At 48.6% G+C, this 22,998-nt stretch carries 18 protein-coding genes; 15 read left to right on the forward strand and 3 right to left on the reverse strand.

All coding sequences use genetic code 11. The features are described 5' to 3' along the window. The 5 genes from ACOJS8_RS01805 to ACOJS8_RS01825 form a co-directional block, all read left to right on the forward strand. Positions 1 to 249 (forward strand): hypothetical protein (locus tag ACOJS8_RS01805; RefSeq protein WP_420146815.1); only part of this gene is annotated, 249 nt, incomplete at its 5' end. A gap of 19 nt (positions 250 to 268) precedes the next feature. After that, positions 269 to 1,717, forward strand: coding sequence for a DUF1501 domain-containing protein (locus ACOJS8_RS01810; RefSeq protein ID WP_420146816.1), 1,449 nt, complete (start codon positions 269 to 271; stop codon positions 1,715 to 1,717). Positions 1,718 to 1,913: 196 nt separating this feature from the next. Then, positions 1,914 to 5,375, forward strand: a complete 3,462-nt coding sequence (locus ACOJS8_RS01815) for an ATP-binding protein (protein WP_420146817.1) — start codon at positions 1,914 to 1,916, stop codon at positions 5,373 to 5,375. Between the two features lie 394 nt (positions 5,376 to 5,769). After that, entirely contained in the window at positions 5,770 to 7,296 is a 1,527-nt protein-coding gene (locus tag ACOJS8_RS01820; RefSeq protein WP_420146818.1) for an RtcB family protein, read from the forward strand. A 270-nt stretch (positions 7,297 to 7,566) separates the two neighbouring features. Continuing rightward, entirely contained in the window at positions 7,567 to 8,346 is a 780-nt protein-coding gene (locus ACOJS8_RS01825) for a hypothetical protein (RefSeq protein WP_420146819.1), read from the forward strand. Positions 8,347 to 8,469: 123 nt separating this feature from the next. On the opposite strand, the gene ACOJS8_RS01830 is transcribed toward ACOJS8_RS01825, so the two are convergent. Beyond that, positions 8,470 to 9,333: an alpha/beta fold hydrolase gene (locus ACOJS8_RS01830; RefSeq protein ID WP_420146820.1), complete on the reverse strand. Its 864-nt coding sequence runs from the start codon at positions 9,331 to 9,333 to the stop codon at positions 8,470 to 8,472. A gap of 428 nt (positions 9,334 to 9,761) precedes the next feature. Here ACOJS8_RS01830 and ACOJS8_RS01835 point away from each other — a divergent pair, with 428 nt between their 5' ends. From ACOJS8_RS01835 to ACOJS8_RS01845, 3 genes are all read left to right on the forward strand, one after another. After that, positions 9,762 to 10,250 carry a T9SS type A sorting domain-containing protein gene (locus tag ACOJS8_RS01835; protein ID WP_420146821.1) on the forward strand — a complete coding sequence of 163 codons (489 nt, stop codon included), beginning with the start codon at positions 9,762 to 9,764 and terminating at the stop codon, positions 10,248 to 10,250. A gap of 144 nt (positions 10,251 to 10,394) precedes the next feature. Continuing rightward, positions 10,395 to 11,279: a 5-dehydro-4-deoxy-D-glucuronate isomerase gene (gene kduI, locus ACOJS8_RS01840; protein ID WP_420146822.1), complete on the forward strand. Its 885-nt coding sequence runs from the start codon at positions 10,395 to 10,397 to the stop codon at positions 11,277 to 11,279. A gap of 62 nt (positions 11,280 to 11,341) precedes the next feature. After that, positions 11,342 to 12,262 (forward strand): ROK family protein, encoded by a 921-nt coding sequence (locus tag ACOJS8_RS01845; protein WP_420146823.1) that lies wholly within the window; start codon positions 11,342 to 11,344, stop codon positions 12,260 to 12,262. 52 nt (positions 12,263 to 12,314) lie between these two features. Here the strand turns inward: ACOJS8_RS01845 and ACOJS8_RS01850 are convergent, their stop codons facing one another. Beyond that, entirely contained in the window at positions 12,315 to 12,980 is a 666-nt protein-coding gene (locus ACOJS8_RS01850) for an SGNH/GDSL hydrolase family protein (protein ID WP_420146824.1), read from the reverse strand. 280 nt (positions 12,981 to 13,260) lie between these two features. Here ACOJS8_RS01850 and ACOJS8_RS01855 point away from each other — a divergent pair, with 280 nt between their 5' ends. Further along, positions 13,261 to 13,581 (forward strand): DMT family transporter, encoded by a 321-nt coding sequence (locus ACOJS8_RS01855; RefSeq protein WP_420146825.1) that lies wholly within the window; start codon positions 13,261 to 13,263, stop codon positions 13,579 to 13,581. Positions 13,582 to 13,680: 99 nt separating this feature from the next. Here ACOJS8_RS01855 and ACOJS8_RS01860 read toward each other — a convergent pair whose 3' ends face one another. Further along, the gene (locus ACOJS8_RS01860; RefSeq protein WP_420146826.1) at positions 13,681 to 14,874 is read right to left on the reverse strand and encodes a Gfo/Idh/MocA family protein; all 1,194 of its coding nucleotides are present in this window, start codon (positions 14,872 to 14,874) and stop codon (positions 13,681 to 13,683) included. A gap of 710 nt (positions 14,875 to 15,584) precedes the next feature. Between ACOJS8_RS01860 and ACOJS8_RS01865 the strand changes: the two genes are divergently transcribed. The 6 genes from ACOJS8_RS01865 (at position 15,585) to ACOJS8_RS01890 (ending at position 22,935) form a co-directional block, all read left to right on the forward strand. Beyond that, complete coding sequence (locus ACOJS8_RS01865; protein ID WP_420146827.1) at positions 15,585 to 16,673, forward strand: formylglycine-generating enzyme family protein; 1,089 nt, start codon at positions 15,585 to 15,587, stop codon at positions 16,671 to 16,673. Positions 16,674 to 16,906: 233 nt separating this feature from the next. Further along, complete coding sequence (locus ACOJS8_RS01870; protein ID WP_420146828.1) at positions 16,907 to 19,978, forward strand: SusC/RagA family TonB-linked outer membrane protein; 3,072 nt, start codon at positions 16,907 to 16,909, stop codon at positions 19,976 to 19,978. Between the two features lie 24 nt (positions 19,979 to 20,002). Then, a complete protein-coding gene (locus ACOJS8_RS01875; protein ID WP_420146829.1) occupies positions 20,003 to 21,568 on the forward strand; it encodes a RagB/SusD family nutrient uptake outer membrane protein in 1,566 nt (521 codons plus the stop codon). A gap of 18 nt (positions 21,569 to 21,586) precedes the next feature. Next, a complete protein-coding gene (locus tag ACOJS8_RS01880) occupies positions 21,587 to 21,748 on the forward strand; it encodes a hypothetical protein (protein ID WP_420146830.1) in 162 nt (53 codons plus the stop codon). 15 nt (positions 21,749 to 21,763) lie between these two features. Further along, positions 21,764 to 21,925, forward strand: coding sequence for a hypothetical protein (locus tag ACOJS8_RS01885; protein WP_420146831.1), 162 nt, complete (start codon positions 21,764 to 21,766; stop codon positions 21,923 to 21,925). A gap of 62 nt (positions 21,926 to 21,987) precedes the next feature. Further along, complete coding sequence (locus tag ACOJS8_RS01890; RefSeq protein WP_420146832.1) at positions 21,988 to 22,935, forward strand: sterol desaturase family protein; 948 nt, start codon at positions 21,988 to 21,990, stop codon at positions 22,933 to 22,935. The last annotated feature ends 63 nt before the right edge of the window (positions 22,936 to 22,998 follow it).

Consider the following 22,998-nt stretch of genomic DNA (forward strand, 5'->3'; position numbering starts at 1 on the left):
ACCGACCGTCTAACCTATGCGTTCCGGTTGCTAACCAGCAGAAAGCCAACTCCCAAAGAATTAGCTATTCTGAGCAGGCTATACGATCGGGAGTATCAAAAATTCACGAAAAATCCGGCCAAAATGAAGGGGTGGATTCAGGCGGGAGACTACAAATTTACGGGTAACTATAACCCGTCCGTTCTGGCTGCCGGAGCCGTCGTCGCCAGCACCATAATGAACTCAGAAGCGTTTATAACCAAACATTAAGCGTATCGTCATTCAGGCCATGAATAAGAACATAGCACAAACCCTTGCCGATACGTTCAACCGACGGTCGTTTCTGACCAAAGCATCCATCGGCCTGGGGTCGCTGGCTTTAGGGTCGTTGTTGCCACGCACGATCTTTTCGAATCCAGCACCTGCGTCCCCACTGCTGGCTCCCAATCGGGCTCCCAAAGCCAAACGTATCGTGTATTTATGTCAAAGCGGGGGGCCGTCGCAACTGGAATTGTTCGACTATAAGCCTTTTCTGGATAAGATGCATGGCAAAGATTTACCCGATTCAGTACGTAAAGGACAGCGACTGACCGGCATGAGCGCTCAGCAGTCAGCTTTACCGCTGGTACGTTCGCCGTATCAGTTTGCGCAGCATGGCCAAAGTGGCGCCTGGGTTAGTGAACTTATGCCTTACACAAGCCACGTAGCAGATGAGGTGTGCTTTATCAAATCCATGTTCACGGAGCAGATCAACCACGATCCGGCGCTTACGTTCTTTCAGACGGGTAATCAGCTGGCGGGTCGCCCCAGTATTGGTTCCTGGATCAGTTACGGGCTCGGTTCAGCGAATGAAAATCTGCCCGCATTTATCGTGCTGGTTTCAAAGAATGCGCCACAGGATCAGCCCCTCTACGCCCGGCTCTGGGGCAATGGCTTTCTTCCTTCCAAACATCAGGGGGTACAGTTTCGCTCGGGCGCCGATCCGGTTCTGTATCTGAACAATCCCAACGGGTATTCTACAGCAGACCGCCGATCTATGCTCGATGCCCTGAACGATCTGAACCAGGCTCAGGAAGAAATCTATGGCGACCCGGACGTAGCGAATCGCATTGCTCAGTACGAAATGGCGTTTCGGATGCAAACCTCCGTCCCCGAAGTAAACGACTTATCCGACGAGCCAGACTGGGTATTTGACTTGTACGGGCCAGAAGCCCGAAATCCCGGTACGTTTGCCGCCAACTGCCTGATGGCCCGCCGATTACTGGAGCGTGACGTGAAATTCGTTCAACTTTATCATCAGGGTTGGGACCAGCATGGGGATCTACCAAAGGGCCTCAGCCGTCAATGCAAAGCTACGGACCAACCATCGGCCGCCCTGGTCCAGGACCTTAAACAGCGGGGACTGCTCGATGATACGATTGTGATTTGGGGGGGCGAGTTTGGCCGCACCAATTATTCACAGGGAAAACTGACGAAAGACAATTACGGGCGCGACCATCACCCGCGCTGCTTTACGATCTGGATGGCCGGTGGTGGTGTAAAGCCCGGTATTACGTATGGCGAAACGGATGAATTTGGCTACAACATTGCTCATAACCCGGTGCATGTCCATGATTTTCAGGCAACCTTGCTGCACCTGATGGGCATCGATCACGAAAAACTGACGTTTGAATTTCAGGGGCGCCGTTTCCGACTGACCGATGTAGAGGGAAAAGTAGTCAAAGGTATTTTGGCCTGAGCACTTACTCATTGGTTCGTTTAATAAATGGAGTCATACATCGACAACAAAACGAAGTATATTTGATTGAGTAAATCAGTTGACCTGTTTTCAGTTGACACACTTACTCAACACGTTTACCTTCCTCCTGAAGCAGATAGCAGAATTTATTAATAAGCCCAGCCTATCTGTTTTTCAGTATTTAGCGTAGTATACCATGACCGAGCCTGAATCGTCGGAACAGTTTTTAGCAGGGGGCGGGGAAATGGGGCAGTTAATTCGGACTATGGATTGGTCGAAAACCGCCCTTGGCCCCGTTTCCGGCTGGCCTCAAAGTTTACGCACTTCTGTTAGTTTATGCCTTTCCTCAACATTTCCTATCCTGATTGCCTGGGGATCGGAAACCATTCAGATTTATAACGACAGCTATCGTCCTATCTGCGGGGCTAAGCATCCCGAATCGATGGGTCAGAATTTCCGTATTTGCTGGGAAACGGCCCTCCCTGTCGTTGGGGATGCCTTCACGCGCGGTCAGCAGGGAGAAGGTACCTACATTAAAGATCAGCGCATGTTTCTGGATCGGTACGGTTATCTGGAAGAGGCTTTTATGACCTTCTCCTTCGCTCCCATCCGTGATGAGTCGGGCGAAGTGGGCGGCATTTTTCACCCGATTACCGAAACGACGGATAAAATGCTGAGTGCACGCCGTACGCAGGTTCTGCGCGACGTAGCCGCTTTGACAGGACAGGCCAAGACGAACGAAGCTATTTACACCAGCCTGGTTGCTGCGCACCCTGATTTTGCGCTTGACTTACCATTCCTGCTGTTTTATGAAATTCGGGAGGAGGGGAAACTGGCTCGATTAGTAAGCACCGCCGGACTGTTGCCCGATCAGCCTTTGCCCGATGGACTTGGAGAACTGAACGTAGCAGAAACAGCCTGGTTAACCGACCTGGCCCAGACGCGGGTAATTGAAGAAGCGGCTCAGCACTTAGGCTCCTTGCCGGGTGGCCCTTACCCTGAGCTAACCCATACCGTAATACGTCTGCCAATCCTGCAATCGACCAGGGAGCAACCGATTGGTTTTCTGGTTGCGGGGGTAAGTTCTCGTCGGGCGCTTGATCAGGACTATCTTACGTTTTACGAGCTGCTGGCGAACACGATCAATACTGCCTTCTCGAACGTGTACGCTTACCAGGAAGAGCAAAAACGAGCCGAAGCACTGGCGGCCATTAACCAGGCCAAAACCGCATTCTTCAGCAACATAAGCCACGAGTTTCGTACGCCATTAACGCTGATGCTGGGTCCGCTGGAAGAGCTTTTACACAACCCCGACCTGGAAGCATCGGTTTATAAAGAACCGGTAGAAGCCACCCACCGGAACGCGTTACGTTTGCTCAAACTCGTTAACAACCTGCTCGATTTCAGCCGCATAGAAGCGGGGCGGGTTAAAGCTACGTTTCGGCCCGTCGATCTGGTGAGTCTGACTGTCGATCTGACCAGCAGTTTCCGCTCCCTTATCGAACGAGCGGGCTTGCAGTTTATCATTGATTGTCAGCCAATGCCATCGGCTGTTTATGCTGATACAGACATGTGGGAAAAGATTGTTCTCAATCTGCTGTCCAATGCGTTTAAATACACCTTGCAGGGAAGCATACACGTTGCCCTGGGTGCCGAAGACGGAACCGCTGTCCTGAGCATTTCGGACACGGGAGTGGGAATTCCTGAACACGAGCTTCCGCACATGTTTGAGCGATTCCACCGGGTTGAGAATGCAGGCGGGCGTACCTACGAGGGCAGCGGCATCGGCCTTTCGTTAGTGCATGAACTAGTTCGGCTGCACACTGGCACGATCAACGTAACAAGCGTAGAAGGCAGAGGCAGTACCTTTACGGTACGTCTTCCACTGGGCAAAGCCCATTTGCCTGCAGGCCAAATCATTGAGGGAGAATACTGGAACACTGTTAGCCAGCTGGCCGAATCTTTTGTTCAGGAGGCCAGCACGATGCTGGAAGGAAAACGGTTGGCGGCTACGCCTGAAACGTTACCGGAAGAGCTTCCGGCAAATCTATCAACGAATATTCTGGTTGTAGACGACAATGCCGATATGCGGGCTTATCTGGCTCGCCTGCTGGAGCCTTATTTTACCGTTCAAACAGCCATAAACGGAGCCGACGCCATTCAGAAACTATCCAGTTGCCAGCCTCAACTGATTCTGAGCGATATCATGATGCCCGTAATGGATGGTAAAGAGTTGCTACGTCAGGTGAGGCAAAATCCGGCTACGACGCACGTTCCCTTAATTTTCCTATCGGCCAGGGCGGGTCAGGAAGCCCGAATCGACGGACTGGAAGCCGGAGCAGATGACTATCTGGTAAAACCGTTTTCAGGGCAGGAACTGCTGACTAAGGTTCGAGCGCAGATCACTCTCGAACAGTCGCGTCGGCAATCCGAAAAACGCCTTCGTAATCTGGTAGAGCACGCACCCGTTGCGATGTTGCTGGTGAAAGGCAATGAACTGGTAATTGAGCTAATCAATCAGGCCATGCTCGAACTTGTCGGCCAGGAAGACGACGTACTGGGCAAACCGTTACTGACTGCTCTGCCAGAGCTTACTGATCAGGCGTTTGTAAGTCGATGTCAACAGGTATATCAAACAGGCATGACGGATCAGGGTTTGGCCGTTCCTATTCCGGTTCGACGTAACGGCAGGCTCGAGACTGGGTATTTCAACGTTCTGCTCACTCCGTATTACGAAGGCGATACGATTACGGGCGTGCTGGAAATCTGTACAGACGTAACCGAGCAGGTTCGGTCCAGTCAGGCATTATCTGCCAGCGAAGCCCGTTACCGACAGCTTTCAGCGGAGTTGGATGAACAGGTTCAGCAACGTACTGTTGAACTCCAGACATCGATCCATGACTTACAGCGTTCCAACAACAACCTGCAGCAGTTCGCCTATATTGCTTCGCACGACCTACAGGAACCATTGCGTAAAATTCAGTCATTCAGTACGTTGCTGCAAAATCAATACAGCGATCAGTTGGGCGAAGGGCTTGACTATCTGAACCGGATGCAGGGGGCCGCAAGCCGAATGTCTACGCTTATCCGCGATTTGCTGAGCTTCTCCCGTATCTCCACGCGCCAGGAAGCCGTTGTAGCTGTTTCTCTCAACGATATTGTAGATGTGGTGCTGACTGACCTGGAATTAACCGTTAGGGAGACCGATGCGGTTATACGTGTGGAATCTCTACCAACCCTGCAAGGCGATCGGTCACAGCTTAGACAACTCTTCCAAAACCTGATCTCGAATGCCCTGAAGTTTCATCGAACAAGTCCGTCGGGTATATCCATACCACCGGTTGTTAAGTTGAGCGCCCAGTTGATAAAAGCCTCAAATCTGCCGTCTGCCATCCGGCCTGCCCGAGCAGCAGCTACGTATCACCGCATCGACGTATCGGACAACGGAATTGGGTTTGACGAGAAGTACCTGGATCGCATCTTTCAAATCTTTCAGCGCCTGCACGGAAAGAACGAGTTTGCCGGAACAGGAATTGGCTTGGCCATTTGCGAAAAAGTGGTCGCTAATCACGGCGGAGTCATTACGGCCGCCAGCCAGCCTGGTATTGGCGCTACGTTCAGTATATATCTGCCCGATAGCTCATTAGTCAATAATTAGCCGGGTACGACTTCTACACTCATTTTGTAAAGCTGAAATTCAGATTTCCGGGAGATCGGTGAGTTTCGATCTAATCTGGAATGCACTAACTAGCTAAATCAGCTATTCTACAACAGCTGTTCGCTTTCGTCAGTTAAAGCAGATAACGTAACCGATCAGCGTCGTTCGCTTTACGCCTACAAAGTTGACTGAGTGTTCTTTCGCGCAGTTTGCACGGCGTAATTCTACTTTTTTCATATTTCCTTAAAATAGTCCTAACTACGCAAAAACACTGCGCAGTAGCCTTTAATCTTTGCCTCGACGGTTATTAAAACAGTTCTCTAACCGTAAGCGTACTGCATACGTAGTACCACAGCTTAAAGTATGCGGTACTACGTTCCAAACAGATAGTCAAATGGAAACACCAATTTCAATCGAGGAGATTCTGACACTTGGGCCAATTCCCGAATCATTACATAATACGTTTCTGCGGGTAGCCAACGGTCTGGCTCAACGCGCCGATTATCCAAAACAAAAGGTGATGGGCTTGCTGGCACAGATGCTGCAGAACCCGAAGAAATTTGCTTTCTCTAAAAATAAGGTGACGAACTTAGCTCAGGCCATCTACGCACTAAACAAGCAGGGTATCGCCGTACCGCTGAGCGAATCTGGTGCTACGTATCTGCCCACTGAACCAGCGCCCTACGTACTGAATGCAAGTACCAATCAGAAGGAGCAGGCTTTTGATTTACGTACCGAAGCGCTTTCGTACGCGGTGTTTGGCCGCGAGCAGATTGAAGAAGGTGCGTTGAAGCAGATGGAAACCGCTGCGAGCCTACCGATTTCGGTGGCTGGTGCGCTCATGCCCGATGCTCACCAAGGCTACGGCCTCCCGATTGGGGGCGTGTTGGCAACCAGTCCTGATACCGTCATTCCATTTGCGGTTGGAGTCGATATCGCCTGCCGAATGTGTTTATCGGTGTTCGATCTGCCACCCACATTTTTAAAACGGGAGCCGCACATATTAAAGAAATCACTGGTAGAACAAACCAAATTTGGTATTGGGGGCGAAACCCGTGAGAAGTTCGACGAAAGCGTTATGGATTTACCCGAATGGCGGGCTACGAAGGTAATTCGCGATTTAAAAGACAAAGCCTACCGCCAGTTGGGAAGCTCCGGTACGGGTAATCACTTTGTTGAATGGGGTATTATAGAGGTCTACGAACAGGACGATCAGTTCAATCTTCCACCGGGCGAATACCTGGCTTTGTTATCCCACTCCGGTTCGCGGGGATTTGGTGGTTCTGTGGCCAATTACTATTCAAAACTTGCCATGCAACGAACCCGGCTACCAAAACAGGCCGCTCATCTGGCCTGGCTCGACCTGAATACGGAAGAGGGTCAGGAGTACTGGATTGCTATGAATCTGGCAGGTGAGTACGCATCGGCCAATCACCACGAAATTCATAATAAACTGGCGAAAGCGTTACGTGAAAAACCACTAGCGATGATCGAAAATCACCACAATTTTGCCTGGAAAGAGCAAATGCCAGATGGTCGTGCTGTAATCGTTCACCGTAAAGGAGCTACTCCGGCTGGCCCCGACGTACTAGGTATCATTCCAGGATCCATGACGCAGCCGGGGTTTGTGGTACGTGGCCGGGGAAATGCCGATTCACTCAATTCGGCTTCACATGGGGCCGGGCGATTGATGTCGCGCACACAGGCCTACAACACACTGACACGCTCGGAGTGGAACAAGGCCATACAGGAAGCGGGGATTCAACTGATTGGGGGCGATCTGGACGAAGCGCCGATGGTGTACAAAAACATCGAAACCGTTATCGGCGCGCAGCGGGATCTGGTGTCGGTACTGGCGAAGTTTACGCCGAAAATTGTTCGGATGGCCGACGCGAACCGGAAAGAAGGGCGTGAGGATTAGAACCGCTGTTAACTATTAGCTATGGATCGGGACATCTTTACTACGTCTGTTAACTGAAACCGACGTAGTAAACGAATTAGCAAACGGTATTTCGGCTTAAAAAGCTCATTTCGCTACGTTGCAGCAGTATTTCCTTTAGCCTTTCATATCATATAAGTACTTGATTATGACCATTTAATCAAGACTATTTATCGAATTATCGTGGTTCGTTTACATTTGAAGCAGTCCTCAAATAGAGGTATTTCCTTCAAACCCTAAACGAATACCACTATGCCTCCTACCTCAGAAATGCTCGAAAAAGCCGCCGAAGCACTGGCGGCAGTATCTCTGCAATCCTTTACGGCAACGCCTTCTACCATTACGCCCTTCGGCGCCGATTCTGTACTTCGATGGAAGGTAAAACGCCCCACAGGTTCTATAGTACGTCTCTTTCTTCAAGGCGCTTCTATCGGCACAACAGGAACAAAGACAGTTAGCCCCGAGCAAACGTCGGTTTTTCGGATCGTAGCCAGAGCGCTCACCCTCCAGCGAACCCTAGGTTCAGTAACCGTCAATGTGGATAGTAGCGGTTGCATTTCAAGTTCCATTCCCGAATCGACGGTACAGCTTACTGTACGAAATGCAATGACAGCACAACTGGCTTCGATTCCGCAACTTAGCCAACGAAGTCCGGCCTCAGTTGAAGTAGCTTCGAACGGAATTACCGTCAAACTTCGGTTTGCCATTGCCATTAACAATTTTGCTGATCCTGACCTGAACGTTGACTTCCGGTTCACCCTGAGAGCCTCGTCGGGCCAGGCTGTAGTAACCATTACCAGTTTCGATACGGAGGTTAGCTGGCCCTGGTGGGTAACGGTCGTTACGATAGGGATCTCGCAGATTGTCGAAGAAATTATCGCTAATCGAATCGAGAAAGAGATTCGTCCGATGCTACAGACAAAATTGAAAGAGATGATCGATGCACAACTGGCCGCTCTCCCATCAACGCATCGCCTGCACGTTTTGAGTACATCGACCGATCAGATCAATTTCACGGTTTGCCCTGTTTAAACGCTTACTACGTATCACTACGACCTGCTTTGCTGACGTAGTGATACGTAGTAAAACCCATTACTCCTGCTGACTCCTCCTAAAACGACTTTTGAACCTTAGTAATCCGGCACGCAGCGGCTACTAATGCGGTTTGTTATCGTTATCGACGACGTTCTTCCTGAAAAAATCAATGGCTATATTACAGAGCATCTCCCCTTTCTCTTCAGGCATCTCATGTCCTATATTCGGGTAAATACACAACTGTCCTTTTTTGAGTGACCGAAAGATATCAATGCTGTGTTCGAGTTTTATCATGTCGCGATCTCCGCGTATAATGAGCACAGGTACGTTGATCCGGGAAAGTTTGTCGTCTGGAATTTTGATTTCTCCTGACCACATTTTCTGCGTATCCTGCCAAAATTTAACCCATTTGTCGGGTTGAGGATTCAGGCTCTGGTAATGCTCCAGCCAGGTACTGTCTTCCCGTACGGCCTCTACAGTGTACTCCTTTTTCAGGTCTATACCTTCCTGAGTTAGTCCGCTCGATTTAGTGTTGGACGCTCCGCTGACTACTTTCTTTATTTTATCGGGCCTGTTGGCGGCAAGCAGTAAGGCTGTATTGCCACCCATACTCCAGCCCATCACATAAGCACTGTCAAGTTGAAGCTGATCAATAAGAACAGAACAATAATCGGCCAGTAAGTCGCCACTCAAACTGTCGGCCTGCTCAGACCGGCCATGCCCTGGGGCATCCGGTGCTATCACCCGGAAATGTTTCGATAATTCTGGAATAATACCGCCCAGGTTTTCGATTGATCCAAGTCCCTGGTGAAGCAGAAGTAAGGGCGTGCCGGTACCGTATTCTTCATAATAAATCTTCGTGCCATGTATGGTTGCGTATTTTCCGTTGTTGGAGCCATAATGAATAGACTCTACTGATTTTTTTGCCTCGTTACAGGAATAAAGAAGTATACCTATCGCCAGGCAGTAAACAAACTGTTTCATAGCTGCGTATCGCTTACGTAAGTCGGTAAATGATTTCAGCACAAGAAGTAGTTAAATCAGCGTATCTTTTATTAGCGACCTGACATTTACGAAACTTTAACAAGTTAGGAACCTACAGCCAGGCGGTGGAAAAGCCGTATCTGGAATATTCTCTACGCGATTCTATATAGTCACTAATCGATAGCAAGTATGTTCCATCAAGTACACATGATTGCTAAATAAAGTAGCTAAAAAATTACGCTATTATTTGCCAATTAATAGATACCTGTTCAATTTTAACTCAACTTGCTAACTATCACTTATACCACTCGTCTAACTTGATACATTTTTATTTCTTTGTTGCTTTTTGGTGAATAAGTATTGCATCAACACTAGCTCAATCAGTAACCTTTTCAGCCTTTACCGGCTCATGGGACCCTGCTAAAGGCATGGAGATTAAGTGGTCGACCAGCCAAGAGACCCGCAATAATGTTTTTCTGGTGCTACGCTCTGACGATTTTGTCACGTTTACGAATATTGGCCAGGTGAGTAGCCAAGGTTCAGGCGTTGCCAACCGGGCCTATACGTTTTATGACCGAGTTCCTCCACAAACCGGGATGCTTTATTATAGCGTTCAGGCGGTAGATCTTGATGGAAACAGGCAGTCTACCCCGGTAATTTCTTTATTTAGACAGCCTGACCATAACCCGTTTGTTATTTATAACGATGTGGTTGGCGATATCGTTACGCTCGGTTTTACAGGCACTACCTACGCCACTGCCGTTAAAATTACAAACCTACTTGGGGTGGCGCTTATTCAACAGGAGCTTATTCGGGATCTGGTCGTTGTCAGGACATTGGACGCTGGCGTATATATTATGGAAGTAACAACCAACACGGGCGAAGTGCTACGAAGACGGTATTTAAAATCAAAATAACTTCGTCCGTAGTACGTACTACAGCGCTATTTTTGTCTATTAGTCTATAGAACCTAATCGCTTCACCGACGAAAAACCGCCATTTTGCATTTATTTTACTAAAAAATGCCTAAACGCCTATGTTTGTAGGCAACCGATGTTTCTATGCAAACCGAATTAACCACGTCTGCACCCAATCTTGCCGGACAGGAAATGACCTTTGAAAGTCGTTACGCTACGTCGCCTACGGAGGTGAAAGGCATGACGACCGATCAGCTTCGGCAAAATTTCCTTATCGATAACCTGTTTGTCGCCGATCAGGCCCGCTGGGTGCTTTCGTTCTTCGACCGCTACCTGACCGGGGGCGTTATGCCTGTAGCTGGCTCTGTTACGTTACAGGCACCCGACCAGCTCAAAGCTGCTTACTTCCTGGAACGTCGCGAATTGGGAATTATCAACGTAGGTGGCCCTGGCCGGGTTGTGGCGGGTGGCGTTACGTTCGATCTGGAATACAAGGAAGCACTTTACGTAGGCCAGGGCACGCAGGAGGTTCAGTTCATTTCCCTCGATGAGAATAAACCGGCCAAATTTTACCTCAACTCAACACCAGCGACGCACAGCTACCCCAGTAAGAAAGTGTCAAGGGCCGAAGCAGAAGTGGTTGAATTAGGCACTCTGGAAACCGCCAACCACCGTACGATCAACAAGTTACTCGTAAATAGCGTATTACCGACCTGCCAGTTGCAGATGGGCATGACCGAGCTAAAAGCGGGTAGCGTATGGAATACCATGCCCGCACACACACACGACCGGCGAATGGAAGTGTACTTTTATTTCGAAGTTCCTGAAGGTCAGAGCGTGTGTCATTTTATGGGACAGCCGCAGGAAACCCGTCATGTCTGGATGCAGAATGAGCAGGCCGTTATTTCGCCAAACTGGTCGATTCATTCGGGAGCTGGTACGTCGAACTACACGTTCATCTGGGGCATGGCCGGTGAAAACCTCGACTATGGGGATATGGATTTCTGCGCTATCAACGACCTTCGCTAAATACGCGACTACGTTTTAGATGGGACGTAGTACAGGAAACTTAAAACGTTAATTTTTACGGAATGCAAACCTATTGGGGTGTCGATTTGGGCGGCACCAAGATTGAAGGCGTGGTGTTAAGTGCCCCCTCGCCCAATGCCGTTCTTATCCGCAAACGTGTTGATACAGAATCGCAGTACGGGTATGAACACATAATCGGCCAAATAAGCAAACTTATTCAACTGCTTAAAGATGAAACGGGTATGCAGCCAGATAAGATTGGCTTTTGCACACCCGGCACCATCGACCCCGGCACCGATACGATGAAGAACTCAAACATCATCTGTATCAACGGGATGCCGTTTCAAAACGATCTGACCAAAGCGCTGGGCGTGCCGGTAAAGACGATGAATGATGCAAACTGCTTTGCGCTGTCAGAAGCCACAATGGGTAGTGTACAGGACGTTATTCCTGACTTTCGGATGGTCTTTGGCGTCATTATGGGAACAGGCGTTGGCGGTGGTGTCGTCTTTCGCGGACACGATGGCACCCCTGTTGTGCAGGCTGGCCGGCAAGGAATTGGGGGCGAGTGGGGCCATAATATTCTGGAAGAAAACGGCTATCCATGCTATTGCGGTAAACGCGGTTGCAACGAACAGGTTATTTCGGGGCCAGCCCTGCAACGATTCTACTTCGATCAGACGGGTCAAAATCGAAACCTTAAGGAAATTCTGGAACGTTACCATCAGGGTACTGACCCGTATGCTACAGCTACTGTCGAGCGGCTCCTGGACTATTTCGGACGCGCCATATCCACAATTGTCAACATGCTTGACCCTGACGCGATTGTACTGGGAGGGGGCGTCGGCAACGTCGATCTGCTTTATACCGAAGGCGTTGAACGTGCTAAGAAATACGTTTTTAATGATGGTCGACTCAATACGTTATTTCTGAAGCCAAAACTAGGCGATAGTGCTGGTGTTTTTGGCGCAGCTTTGCTCTAAAACGTAGCGGGGCAGGTTTTCTAACATGCCCCGCTACGTTTTAACCTAATTATTATTTACTTGCCGTAAGCACTTTTTGCATCTGATCGGCGACAAATTGGTTACCAGTGTCGTTCAGGTGAACACGATCCGTTGTTAGAATGCCACGATCTTTGTTTTCTGGATTGTTCTGAAGGTCATACTCCAGAAACGCTTTGCGTAGATCAACCAAAGGCAGGTTCTGACTTTGAGAAATATCCCGGATGAATTTGCTGTATTGATTCAGGTCGCCATCCTGTTGATTGGTCATATCGGTTTTTTCGCCAATAGCCGCTGGAGTACACAAGACAACTTTGATGTTAGCCGCCTGGAGTTTCTTAACGACCGCGTTGTAAAACTTAATGAATTTATCAGGATCGGTGCCTGTGCCTGATGTAGCCTTGTGCCATACGTCGTTCACGCCTACCCAGATAACCACTACGTTAGGCTGTTTCGCCAAAACGTCCTCGTCCATTCGCAGAAACAAATCATAAATCTTATTGCCACCAATACCGGCTCCAATCAGCTCATACTGATCAGCAGGCATAACTTTTTTCAGCCGGTCGATATAGCCACCGGGATTGACGCCCGCCTGCGTAATTGAATCGCCAAAGAAGATAATACGGGTTGGCTTGGCAGTCGTCATAGCCAGCAAACCAGCTACGAACACGAGAATAAAGAGTTGAAGCGTTGTTTTCATAATCCGTAAAGATGCATGAATGTCGAATTTACCCAGCCTAAAACTCGTAGAGGAGGTTAAATTTTAACGATTTTGATAGCTTCAGACGTAGTGAACACAAGAAGCCTAATCGCATACGATTGCTTATCTTTGTGCTGTCATTTTTCTGTGCAGATAATGACAGCGTGCCGATCAGCTACCTTCGCCGTTTTGTAGCTGGTACCTGATAACGCTCAGGAGGAACGACCTCCCCCGTATTGGGAAAACATCCGGGACGACCCGGCTCATCCCAACAAGCGTAATGGCCTGGATATATCTAATCCTGGCGGGTCTGTTAGAGGTCGTTTGGGCCTATTCAATGAAACAATCTGCGAGCTTCACAAAGCTTACCCCGTCAATCATCACCCTGGTCGCTATGATCGCAAGTTTTGGCCTGCTTTCGTTAGCGATGCGAACACTTCCCCTTGGTTCGGCTTATACCATCTGGACAGGTATTGGAGCGGTCGGCGCCTTCATTATTGGCGTTACGTTCCTTGGCGAAAGTCTAACTGTCACTCGCCTTTTGGCAGCTCTTCTGATACTGGGTGGTATTGTTTTAATGAAACTATCTTCTGCTCAGTAGCTTCAAGACTGATGCGGTGAACTTAATCAGGTGCGCAGATCAGGAATAATGATCGATCTGCGCACCTGATTATTTCGCGTTCTCTTTAGGCATCTGCTTTCAGGCGGCAGTGGAATCTATTATCTGTAGTACGTCCTTAGTCGATACCTTGGTCCCGGATGTAGCAGCCTCAAAAATAGCCTGGATCAGTTGCACATCACGCATGCCCATTTCGCCCGGTACCGTAGTGGGTTTGCTCTTTAAAATACAGTCGGCAAAAGCATCCATCTGATGAGCTTGCTGGGGTACATTCTCAATCTCCATCTTCCCCTGACTGGTCTTGCCTTCCAGTCCATCATAGGCATAAGCTGGCGATAGTTCGAACCATCCTTTGGCTGCCTCGGCGCGCAGTTTGTTGTATTTATCGTTAAAGCTGGTTTTGCAGTTAGCCATTGTTCCGTCAGCGAAGTAAAGTTGAAAGTCTATGCCTTCCTCAATCTTGCTGAACTTCTCCGGATCGGTTACAGGATGATATTTTGCTGTTACCGCAATTGGAATCTGACCTTTTGTATAGATCGCTCCCTGCAAACAGTAGATGCCCACATCACGTAGCGGACCTCCACCCCCAACCCCTCGCCCAAGGCGCCAGGGCGAGCTTTCATCCTGTTTCTGCGCATTTTCGGCGACGATTTGATTTACTTTACCATACACTTTCTTCTGGCCAAGCCGCATCATTTCCTGATTATGCGGTTCGAAATGCAAACGATAGCCAATTGAAAGCTGCCGGTTAGCCTTCTTACAGGCATCAATCATCTGCTGGCACTCTCCCGGATTCATCGCCATTGGTTTTTCGCAGATCACGTGCTTACCTGCTTTAGCCGCCCGGATTGTATACTCGGCATGCATTGAATTAGGAAGCACTACGTAGACAATATCGATGTCGGGGTTATCAGCAAGTTGATCGAAGTTTTTATAATCGTAAATATTCTTGTCGGGAATATTGTATTTCTTTTTCCATTTTTCGGCTTTTTCGGGCGTTCCCGTAACGATTCCGGCCAGACGACAATTGGTGGTTTTCTCCAGCGCCGGGGCTAGTTGTCCTTCACTGTATTTCCCCAGACCAACCAGCGCAATGCCCAACTTACGCGCTGAACCCGATTCTGTAGTGGCAGACGAAGCCGACTCCGCCTTTGATTCGTCGTTTTTGCTTCCGCATCCCTGCAGTCCTGTTGACATGGCAAAACCGGGCACCAGTAACGTAGCGGCTCCCAGTTGATGGAGAAAGTTACGTCGTGAAAAAGGCAAATGTTCCATCTTAAATTCAGGTTAACAAGCGAGCTGACATTAAAATCTAGTTAATCTGTTAACTGTGGGTACTATGGAATGTTTTGCTCTGTTAGCGCTAGACAAAGGCTATTTCGATGTATTGACGGCACCTTATAGATCAGGTATAGCATCAACGATAATCTGTTTCAGTTTGTAAAATATTTGTTCTACCAAACAAATAAAATAATCCTATTCAGTATAAAAATAGTCAAGTCAAAACTATGTCGAATCTATAGACTACTACTGTTTCAGGCCGCTTTTTACTCATTTTTCAGTATTTTATTTTATTAATCATTTTAATTGATAAAAAATATTTGCTTTTCTAGAAAATGCGTTTCTACCTTTGTGCATCTTCATCAGGAAACGATCAGAGAACAAAGCTTTTCCGTTGACCCTGTCTGTACCATTTGCGCGTTATGAAGTCCCTACGTTCAACACAGTTGATTTATAACGAAATGAGTGTTTTGGCATTCATAGCTGATTGCTGTTGTTGACATAAGCCCCCTTTAAAACAGAAGAGTTATCCAATAATAGTTATCCATTTGCTTTGCATTTACTAATGTCTACATATCCGATAGATATAATACTTAAATTATCCTATCAGCGCTTAATTTCCCTGATCTGATTAACTCAAAAAGATATCTGTACAAGCTTATTTTATTATCCGTTCTATAGCGTAGTAGGTTGCTCTTAAAACCATGAAAACAGTTTTATCTGCGTGTGCCATCTTTGTTGTTTCGGTGTTCTTCCGAAAAAGCACCGTTGTCGATTACGCGCCGACATCCATTCGTCCGGAGCCTATAGCACGCTGTGAAGGTCCTTTGTGCAAAATTCCCTCTCGGACAGCCATGGTTCGCTCGGGCAGTCTGGCCGAACCAGCTACCGATCAAGGGACTGCCGGGATGGTACTCGTTCAGGGCGGAAATTTTCAGATGGGAAGTAACGAATTTGCGGATGCCCGCCCAGTTCATTCAGTTAAAGTCGCTCCTTTCTGGATGGATACCCACGAAGTGACCAATACCGAGTTTGAAAAATTTGTAAAAGCTACCGGTTACGTAACGATCGCTGAGCGTCCGCTAAATCCGGCCGATTATCCGGGTGTTCCTGCTGACAAACTCGTTCCTGGCTCAGCTGTTTTCACCCCAACAACCCGTGCCGTATCACTCCAGAATCCTTTGCAATGGTGGCAATACGTTGCTGGAACGAATTGGCGGCATCCGTTAGGTCCTAAAAGTAGCCTTGTGGGTAAAGGCAACGAGCCGGTTGTTCAGGTTTGCTACGACGATGCCGTTGCCTACGCCCGCTGGGCTGGCAAACGCTTACCAACCGAAGCCGAATGGGAGTTTGCTGCCCGTGCTGGCCGCCCGAACACGAAGTATTACTGGGGTACTGATCTGAAGCCCAAAGGCAAATGGGTAGCCAATATTTTTCAGGGGAATTTTCCGAACGCCAATACGGCTGAAGATGGTTTCCAGACAACAGCGCCGGTGCGGACCTACCCGGCTAATGCCTACGGTTTGTACGACATGGAAGGAAATGTGTGGGAATGGTGCAGTGATTTTTACCGACCCGATTATTACGTAAAAAGTCCGGCCAGTAACCCAAAAGGTCCTGTCGATAGCTACGATCCAGATGAGCCAGGCGCCGTAAAGCATGTTCAACGGGGAGGCTCTTTTCTTTGTAGCGATCAGTATTGCGTTCGTTATCAGGCTGGAAGCCGCGGTAAAGGGGAAACAAGTAGTGCCAGTAATAATTTAGGATTCCGCTGTGTCATATCAGCACGTTAATTGGAGTAAATACTGTCAGAAGAATCTGTAGCAGCGGATTGGTTTGAGAGAATAGCAGTAACAAACGGTACGTCTGTAGCAGCGGAATTACCGGATTTCAGTAAAAAAAATGCCAGTCCTGTAGCAGCAGGACTGGCCGGTCAAAAAACAAGGCTCAGTGGCAACTGAATTAGCAGCAGTCGTTTGCGCGACTGTGGTGCAACCCTATTTTTTAGTTTAACCAGTACAAAACAATGAAAAAAAGATTTATCTTTTTACTATGGATCTGGATTCTTATCCTACCAGGACTCGTTTTTGCCCAGAAAACAGCCCCCGTCATTAACTCGACGCTCTCGGGCAAGATTGTCGATGAAAAAACAAAAGAACCGCTCATCGGTGCTACGGTTCAGATTAAAGGGACCACCAACGGAGCCGCTACCGACGTAGACGGTAAATTTTTACTGAGAACCGGCCAGATACTCCCATACACGCTACTGGTCAATTACGTCGGTTACACTCCCCTGGAAATACAAGCAACGACGAACACCATCTCGATTGAATTAAAGGAAAACACCAGCCAACTCAGTGAAGTGGTTGTGGTTGGTTACGGAACCCAGAAGCGAAGTGATATTACGGGCTCGATTGCCTCAGTACCCATCGAAATCCGTACCCAGCCGGTGGCTTCAGTCGAGCGGCTCCTGCAGGGATCTATAGCAGGGGCGATTGTCACGCAAACCTCTGGCCAACCTGGGGGCGGTGTCAGTGTGCAGATCCGTGGAAATAATTCGATTACGGCTGGCAGCGACCCGCTGTACGTGATTGATGGATTCCCGATAAACAACGATTATTCTCTGACGGATGCTGGCGTTACCAATGGCTCGAAGATAAACCCGCTGTCGTCCATCAATACGTCTGATATTGAAACCATCGACGTACTAAAAGATGCCTCCGCAACCGCTATTTATGGCTCACGGGGCGCCAATGGTGTAGTTATTATCACTACCAAGAACGGTACCAAAAACAAATCGTCGGTTAACTACGATGGGTATTACGGAGTCCAGAGCGTCATCCGGACGATTCCGCTGTTGAATGCCCGCGAATGGTGGCAGTTGCGCAAAGACGCTGCTGCTAACTCGGGGAAGACCACTACGTTACCCACGGCTTTGGGTTATTCGCTCGATACGTCCGGCGTGGGAACCGACTGGCAGGCAGCTGCTTTCCGACAAGCTCCTATCCAGAACCATAACGTATCAATTCTTTCCGGGTCAGAGCGGACGCAGCTCGCCATTTCGGGCAATTACTTCAAGCAGGATGGGATTCTGCAAAACACTGATTTTCGGAGGCTTTCGGCCCGGATCAACGTAGCGCATGAGTACAATTCGAAATTCAGGATCTCGGCCAACTTAACCGCCAGCAATACCAAAGCGAACGTAGCACCAGCGGCTATTATCGGAAACTTACTCCTGACGCCCCCGTCGCTTCCAATTTATAAAGATGATGGCGCATTTGTTGTAAACAGCCCGTTTGAGTCAAGCCTTCAGAACCCGATTAACTCCCTGTATAATCAGCTTAACGAAACCATTACCAACCGTATTCTGGGTAATGTAGCGGTTGAATATACTCTCCTAGATGGGCTGAAAGCAAAAGTGCTGGTCGGATCGGATATTGTTGATAACAAACAGAATCGGTATTTGCCCAGCAGTACGGCCGAAGGACAAAGCCTGAACGGAAATGCCATCATCGGTTCTGCCTTTACGACAAACTGGCTCAATGAAAACACGCTGACGTACGACAGGACTATTCAGGAAAAGCATAAGATCAACGCGGTCGTTGGGTTCACAGCTCAGAAATCTGATTCGAAAGGATCGGTAGCCGAAGCCGCCGGTTTTGCAACGGATGCCTTCTCGTACAATAACTTGGGTACCGGCATCACCAACCGAACCCCTGGTTCGTTTGCCAACAGCTGGTCGTTAGCTTCTTATCTGGGCCGGATCAATTACGGATATGACGATAAGTATTTAGTAACCTTCACGTTACGGGCTGATGGCTCCTCGCGCTTCGGGGGAGGCAACAAATGGGGTTATTTTCCGTCGGCAGCGTTGGGCTGGAACGTAAGTAACGAGCCATTTTTCGCCCAGGTACCCAGTGTGAGCGTATTGAAACTACGCGTAAGCGCCGGCCTGACAGGTAATCAGAGCATCCCACCTTACCAGTCGCTTTCGCAGCTGGGTTATTTCCGGTACAATTTTTCCAATACTACGGTTTCGGGCTTTGCGCCTACTACAGTGCCAAACCCCGATCTGGGCTGGGAGAAAACTTTTCAGGTCGATGCGGGTATTGACCTGGGCTTGCTAAACAACCGGATTCAGGTTACGGCCGACTATTATTACAAAAAAACCACCGATCTGCTGTTAAGCCGCACCGTTCCAGGAACGTCTGGTTTGTCGGATTTTTATAATGGCCAAGCATCTACAATTTACCAGAATATAGGTGCCGTTTCGAATCAGGGATTTGAGTTATCCGTTAATTCCCGTAACCTGACAGGTGCGCTGAAGTGGAATACCATTCTGGTCTATTCTACCAATAAAAATAAAATTCTGAGTCTGGGTGACGGCGTTGATCAAATCATTCCCGTAATCTCTGCCCCCTCTATTGCCAAAGTTGGCTATCCGCTGGGCTCGTTCATTGTTTATCAGACCGATGGAATCATTCAATCCGGCGATGCTGCCCTTACTCCACAGGCTAATAACAAACCGGGTGGTCAGAAATACAGGGATATCAACGGCGATGGGGTCATTACGCAGGCTGGCGACCGGGTCGTCATTGCGAACCAACCCGGTTTTACGGCCGGGCTGACCAATACGTTTAATTATAAAGGGTTCGACCTGTCGATCTTCGTTCAGGGCTCCATCGGTGGAAAACTCTATAATGCCAACCGGGCAAACCTGGAACTCGGTACAGGCTACACCAATGCTTCGAAAGACCTGCTGAATCGCTGGACACCAGCCAATACCAATACTGATGTAAAAGCGGCATATCAGGACCCGGCGATTACCATTTCGGACCGCTTTATCGAAGATGCTACGTATTACCGGCTGAAAAACGTTTCGTTCGGCTACAACCTGCCTAAAGCACTACTAAGCCGGGCTAAAATTTCCAATCTACGGATATACGTATCGGCTCAGAATGCGGCTACCTGGACAAACTACACCGGTTACGACCCGGAGGTTAGCTTAAATGGCCAATCGCTCATCAATAAAGGCGTTGATTCCGGAGTCTACCCAAATAACAAGTCCTATCAGGTGGGTCTTTCTCTATCACTTTAATCCGGCTACAAAACGTAACGAATCATGAAATTACAGAAATACCTGGTATTGGGCTTTGCCGCACTGTCCCTTACCGCTTGCAGCGATTTCCTAAAAGAAAATCCCGAAGCGTTCATCTCAGAAGATCAGTATTATAAAACACAGGCCGACGCCATCAATGCAGTCAACGCCGTTTATTTTATGCTTAACTCGGGCGGAAGCTCCGTACAAACGCCTTACAATACGTTGTTCAATACGGGTATGAACATGGCGGGCGACGATGAAGATCCGGGTCCAGGGGCAACGAACCCCGACGTTCGTTCGTTGGCCGTTCTGGCGCATTCATCCACCAACCTGCGTGTGTATGAACTCTGGCAACAACATTATGCGGCCATTAAAAAAGCAAACGTAGTGCTGGAGAAGGTTCCTGCCATTGAGTTCGACGCTACGTTGAAGGCCCGTTTGCTGGGAGAAGCCAAATTCCTGCGGGCTTTGTATTACTTCAACCTGGTACGTTTATACGGTGACGTTCCGCTGATTACCGAATATCAGAAGTTTGTAAATGCGTCAGATTATGCCATCGCCCGCACGCCTTCGGCACAGATATATGCGCAGATTGAAAAAGACCTGACCGAAGCCGCCGGTGTTTTACCCGCTTCGTATAGCTCACCCGACGCAGGCCGGGCAACGGCCGGAGCGGCCAGGGCTTTGTTGGCTAAGGTGTATCTGACCAAGGCCTCGCTCCCACTCAATCTTACTACGCACTACCAGGATGCGGTGAAAAAAGCCGAAGAAGCGCTCTCGGCAGCCGATGGCGGCACGGGTACGTATGGATATAATCTGTTCGCGAATTATGCAGATGTGTTTCTGCCCGCTACCAAGAATGGTGTAGAACACATTTTCTCAGCGCAGTTTAAGTCGAATGCGTTGGGACAGGGCAACAACGAAAACCCACGGACCATTCTTTCGTCCATTCCGGGTCTTTCTGGCAACTACGCCCATATGGTTCGGTATTATACCAATGGGAATGACAAATTTTACAGCATTTACAAACTATACTCCCCAAACGACAAGCGCCGGGACGTAACGTTTGTCAGGTATTTTGTCAGTCCAACCAATGGTCGGCGATACGCGCTTCCTATTACGAACTCCACCGTTCCGAACGACTCCACACCCTTTTTTCACAAATGGTGGGACCCGAATTCCACGTCTGTTACAAGTGAGTCGGCGGCTAACGTACCCATTCTGCGTTACGCGGAACTTCTGTTGATTCATGCCGAAGCGGAAAACGAAGCCAATGGTCCTACTGCCAAAGCGTATAAATCACTGAACCGGGTACGCAACCGGGCAGGCCTTCCCGATATAACTCCAAGATTAACCAAAGATCAGTTCCGGGAGGCTGTCTACCTGGATCGGCGACTGGAGGTTGTGTTTGAATACCAGCGCTGGTTCGATCTGATTCGCCAGAAAGACGCTTCAGGTAAAAGCACCTTCGTAACGAACCTGCATAAAGTTGGCAAAACCAATGCCGCCGATAAACATCGTTTATACCCGATTCCACAATCGGAAATCGACAACAATGCCCTAATTACACAGAACCCAGGCTATTAACCAACAACTTACTACGTCATGATCTTCTCCGACATTATCCTGCTGGCAAAGAAAATTCTGATCGGCATTATCGTTGCCCTGGTGCCTTTCCTGATTCTCTTTTTTGGGCTTCGGCTCACGCAAAAAATGCTCTACAAAACTTCATCAACAAACTCTTCTCTTCATACCCTAAAAAACTAGCGATAGCCAATGAAAATGGAACCCAGAATTGCCAGACGCATTTTCCGAAACGCCCTACTCAGCCTCTTTCTATATGCATTGCCCGTGTTGCTTATGTTCGCTACGTTCTACCTCACGGGGCAGCGTCCGTGGGAGAAGAAAGCCAAACAACCTCATACCGTTGCCGTGAAAAAATAAACCCGACACCACACCGACTGCTACGTTCAATCACCAACTCAAACCGCTAAAATCATAAAACCATGGTTACGTTTTTTGAACAACTCTTTAAGAACCTTGGCACCTGGGGCCTGCCCACGCTGGTGCTTATACTGGGCGTTGTTGAATTTTCGCTTGGACTCTATAAAAAGCACTGGAACCGAAACGAGATTTTGTTAGACATTACGTGCTTTACGGTTCCTAAGCTGGTTATCCGACCGCTGGTGGCGTATTTCGGTCTAAAATTTTTACCCTACATACTACCTGATGCAAAGGCCACCTTCGATTGGGTGCCATTCTGGTGGGGATTTGCGATCATTGCCGTTGCTGACGATCTGACTCAGTACTGGTATCACCGACTACACCATGAAGTACCGTTTTTGTGGCGGTTTCACCGTACTCACCATTCTGCCCCGTATATGGGTATGGCAATGGCAAGTCGGCAGAATGTTATCTACACCCTCTTTTTTTCACAGACGTACCTGACCACGGCGCTTGTATACGTAGGACTGGGGTATCCGGCCCTATTCGTCAAAGGTATTAAGTCGATTATTACTACGCTGGCTCATTCGAGTATTCCGTGGGATAAACCTTTTTATGAAAATAAATGGCTGCACTCGATAGCCTGGGTTCTCGAACGATTCATCTCGACACCCGCTACGCACCATGCACACCATGCCGATACCAATGACGATGGCGTAGGACACTACAAAGGCAACTTCGGGAATATGTTTTTTCTGTGGGACGTCATCTTCGGCACAGGACTCATTACGCGCCAATACCCCAAATCGTATGGTATTGCTTCGTATCAGCAGGAAGAATGGTACGCTCAGTTTATGTGGCCTATCCTGAAATCGAAGAAAGAAGGAAGCGAGTTGTCATACGGTGGACCGATGGTAAAAGAAGATGTGACCATAGCCGATCCGGTTGCAGAACCTCAACTTGTCTCTCCTGGATTAAATGCAATTGAACCTGAATTGAGAATAGCATAGCAACCAATTTTCACCCCTAAGGCCGCGCATGACTTTAGGGGTGAATCAACGGGCATTATTAAG

The organism is Spirosoma sp. (genome assembly GCF_048594605.1).
GTDB lineage: Bacteria > Bacteroidota > Bacteroidia > Cytophagales > Spirosomataceae > Spirosoma.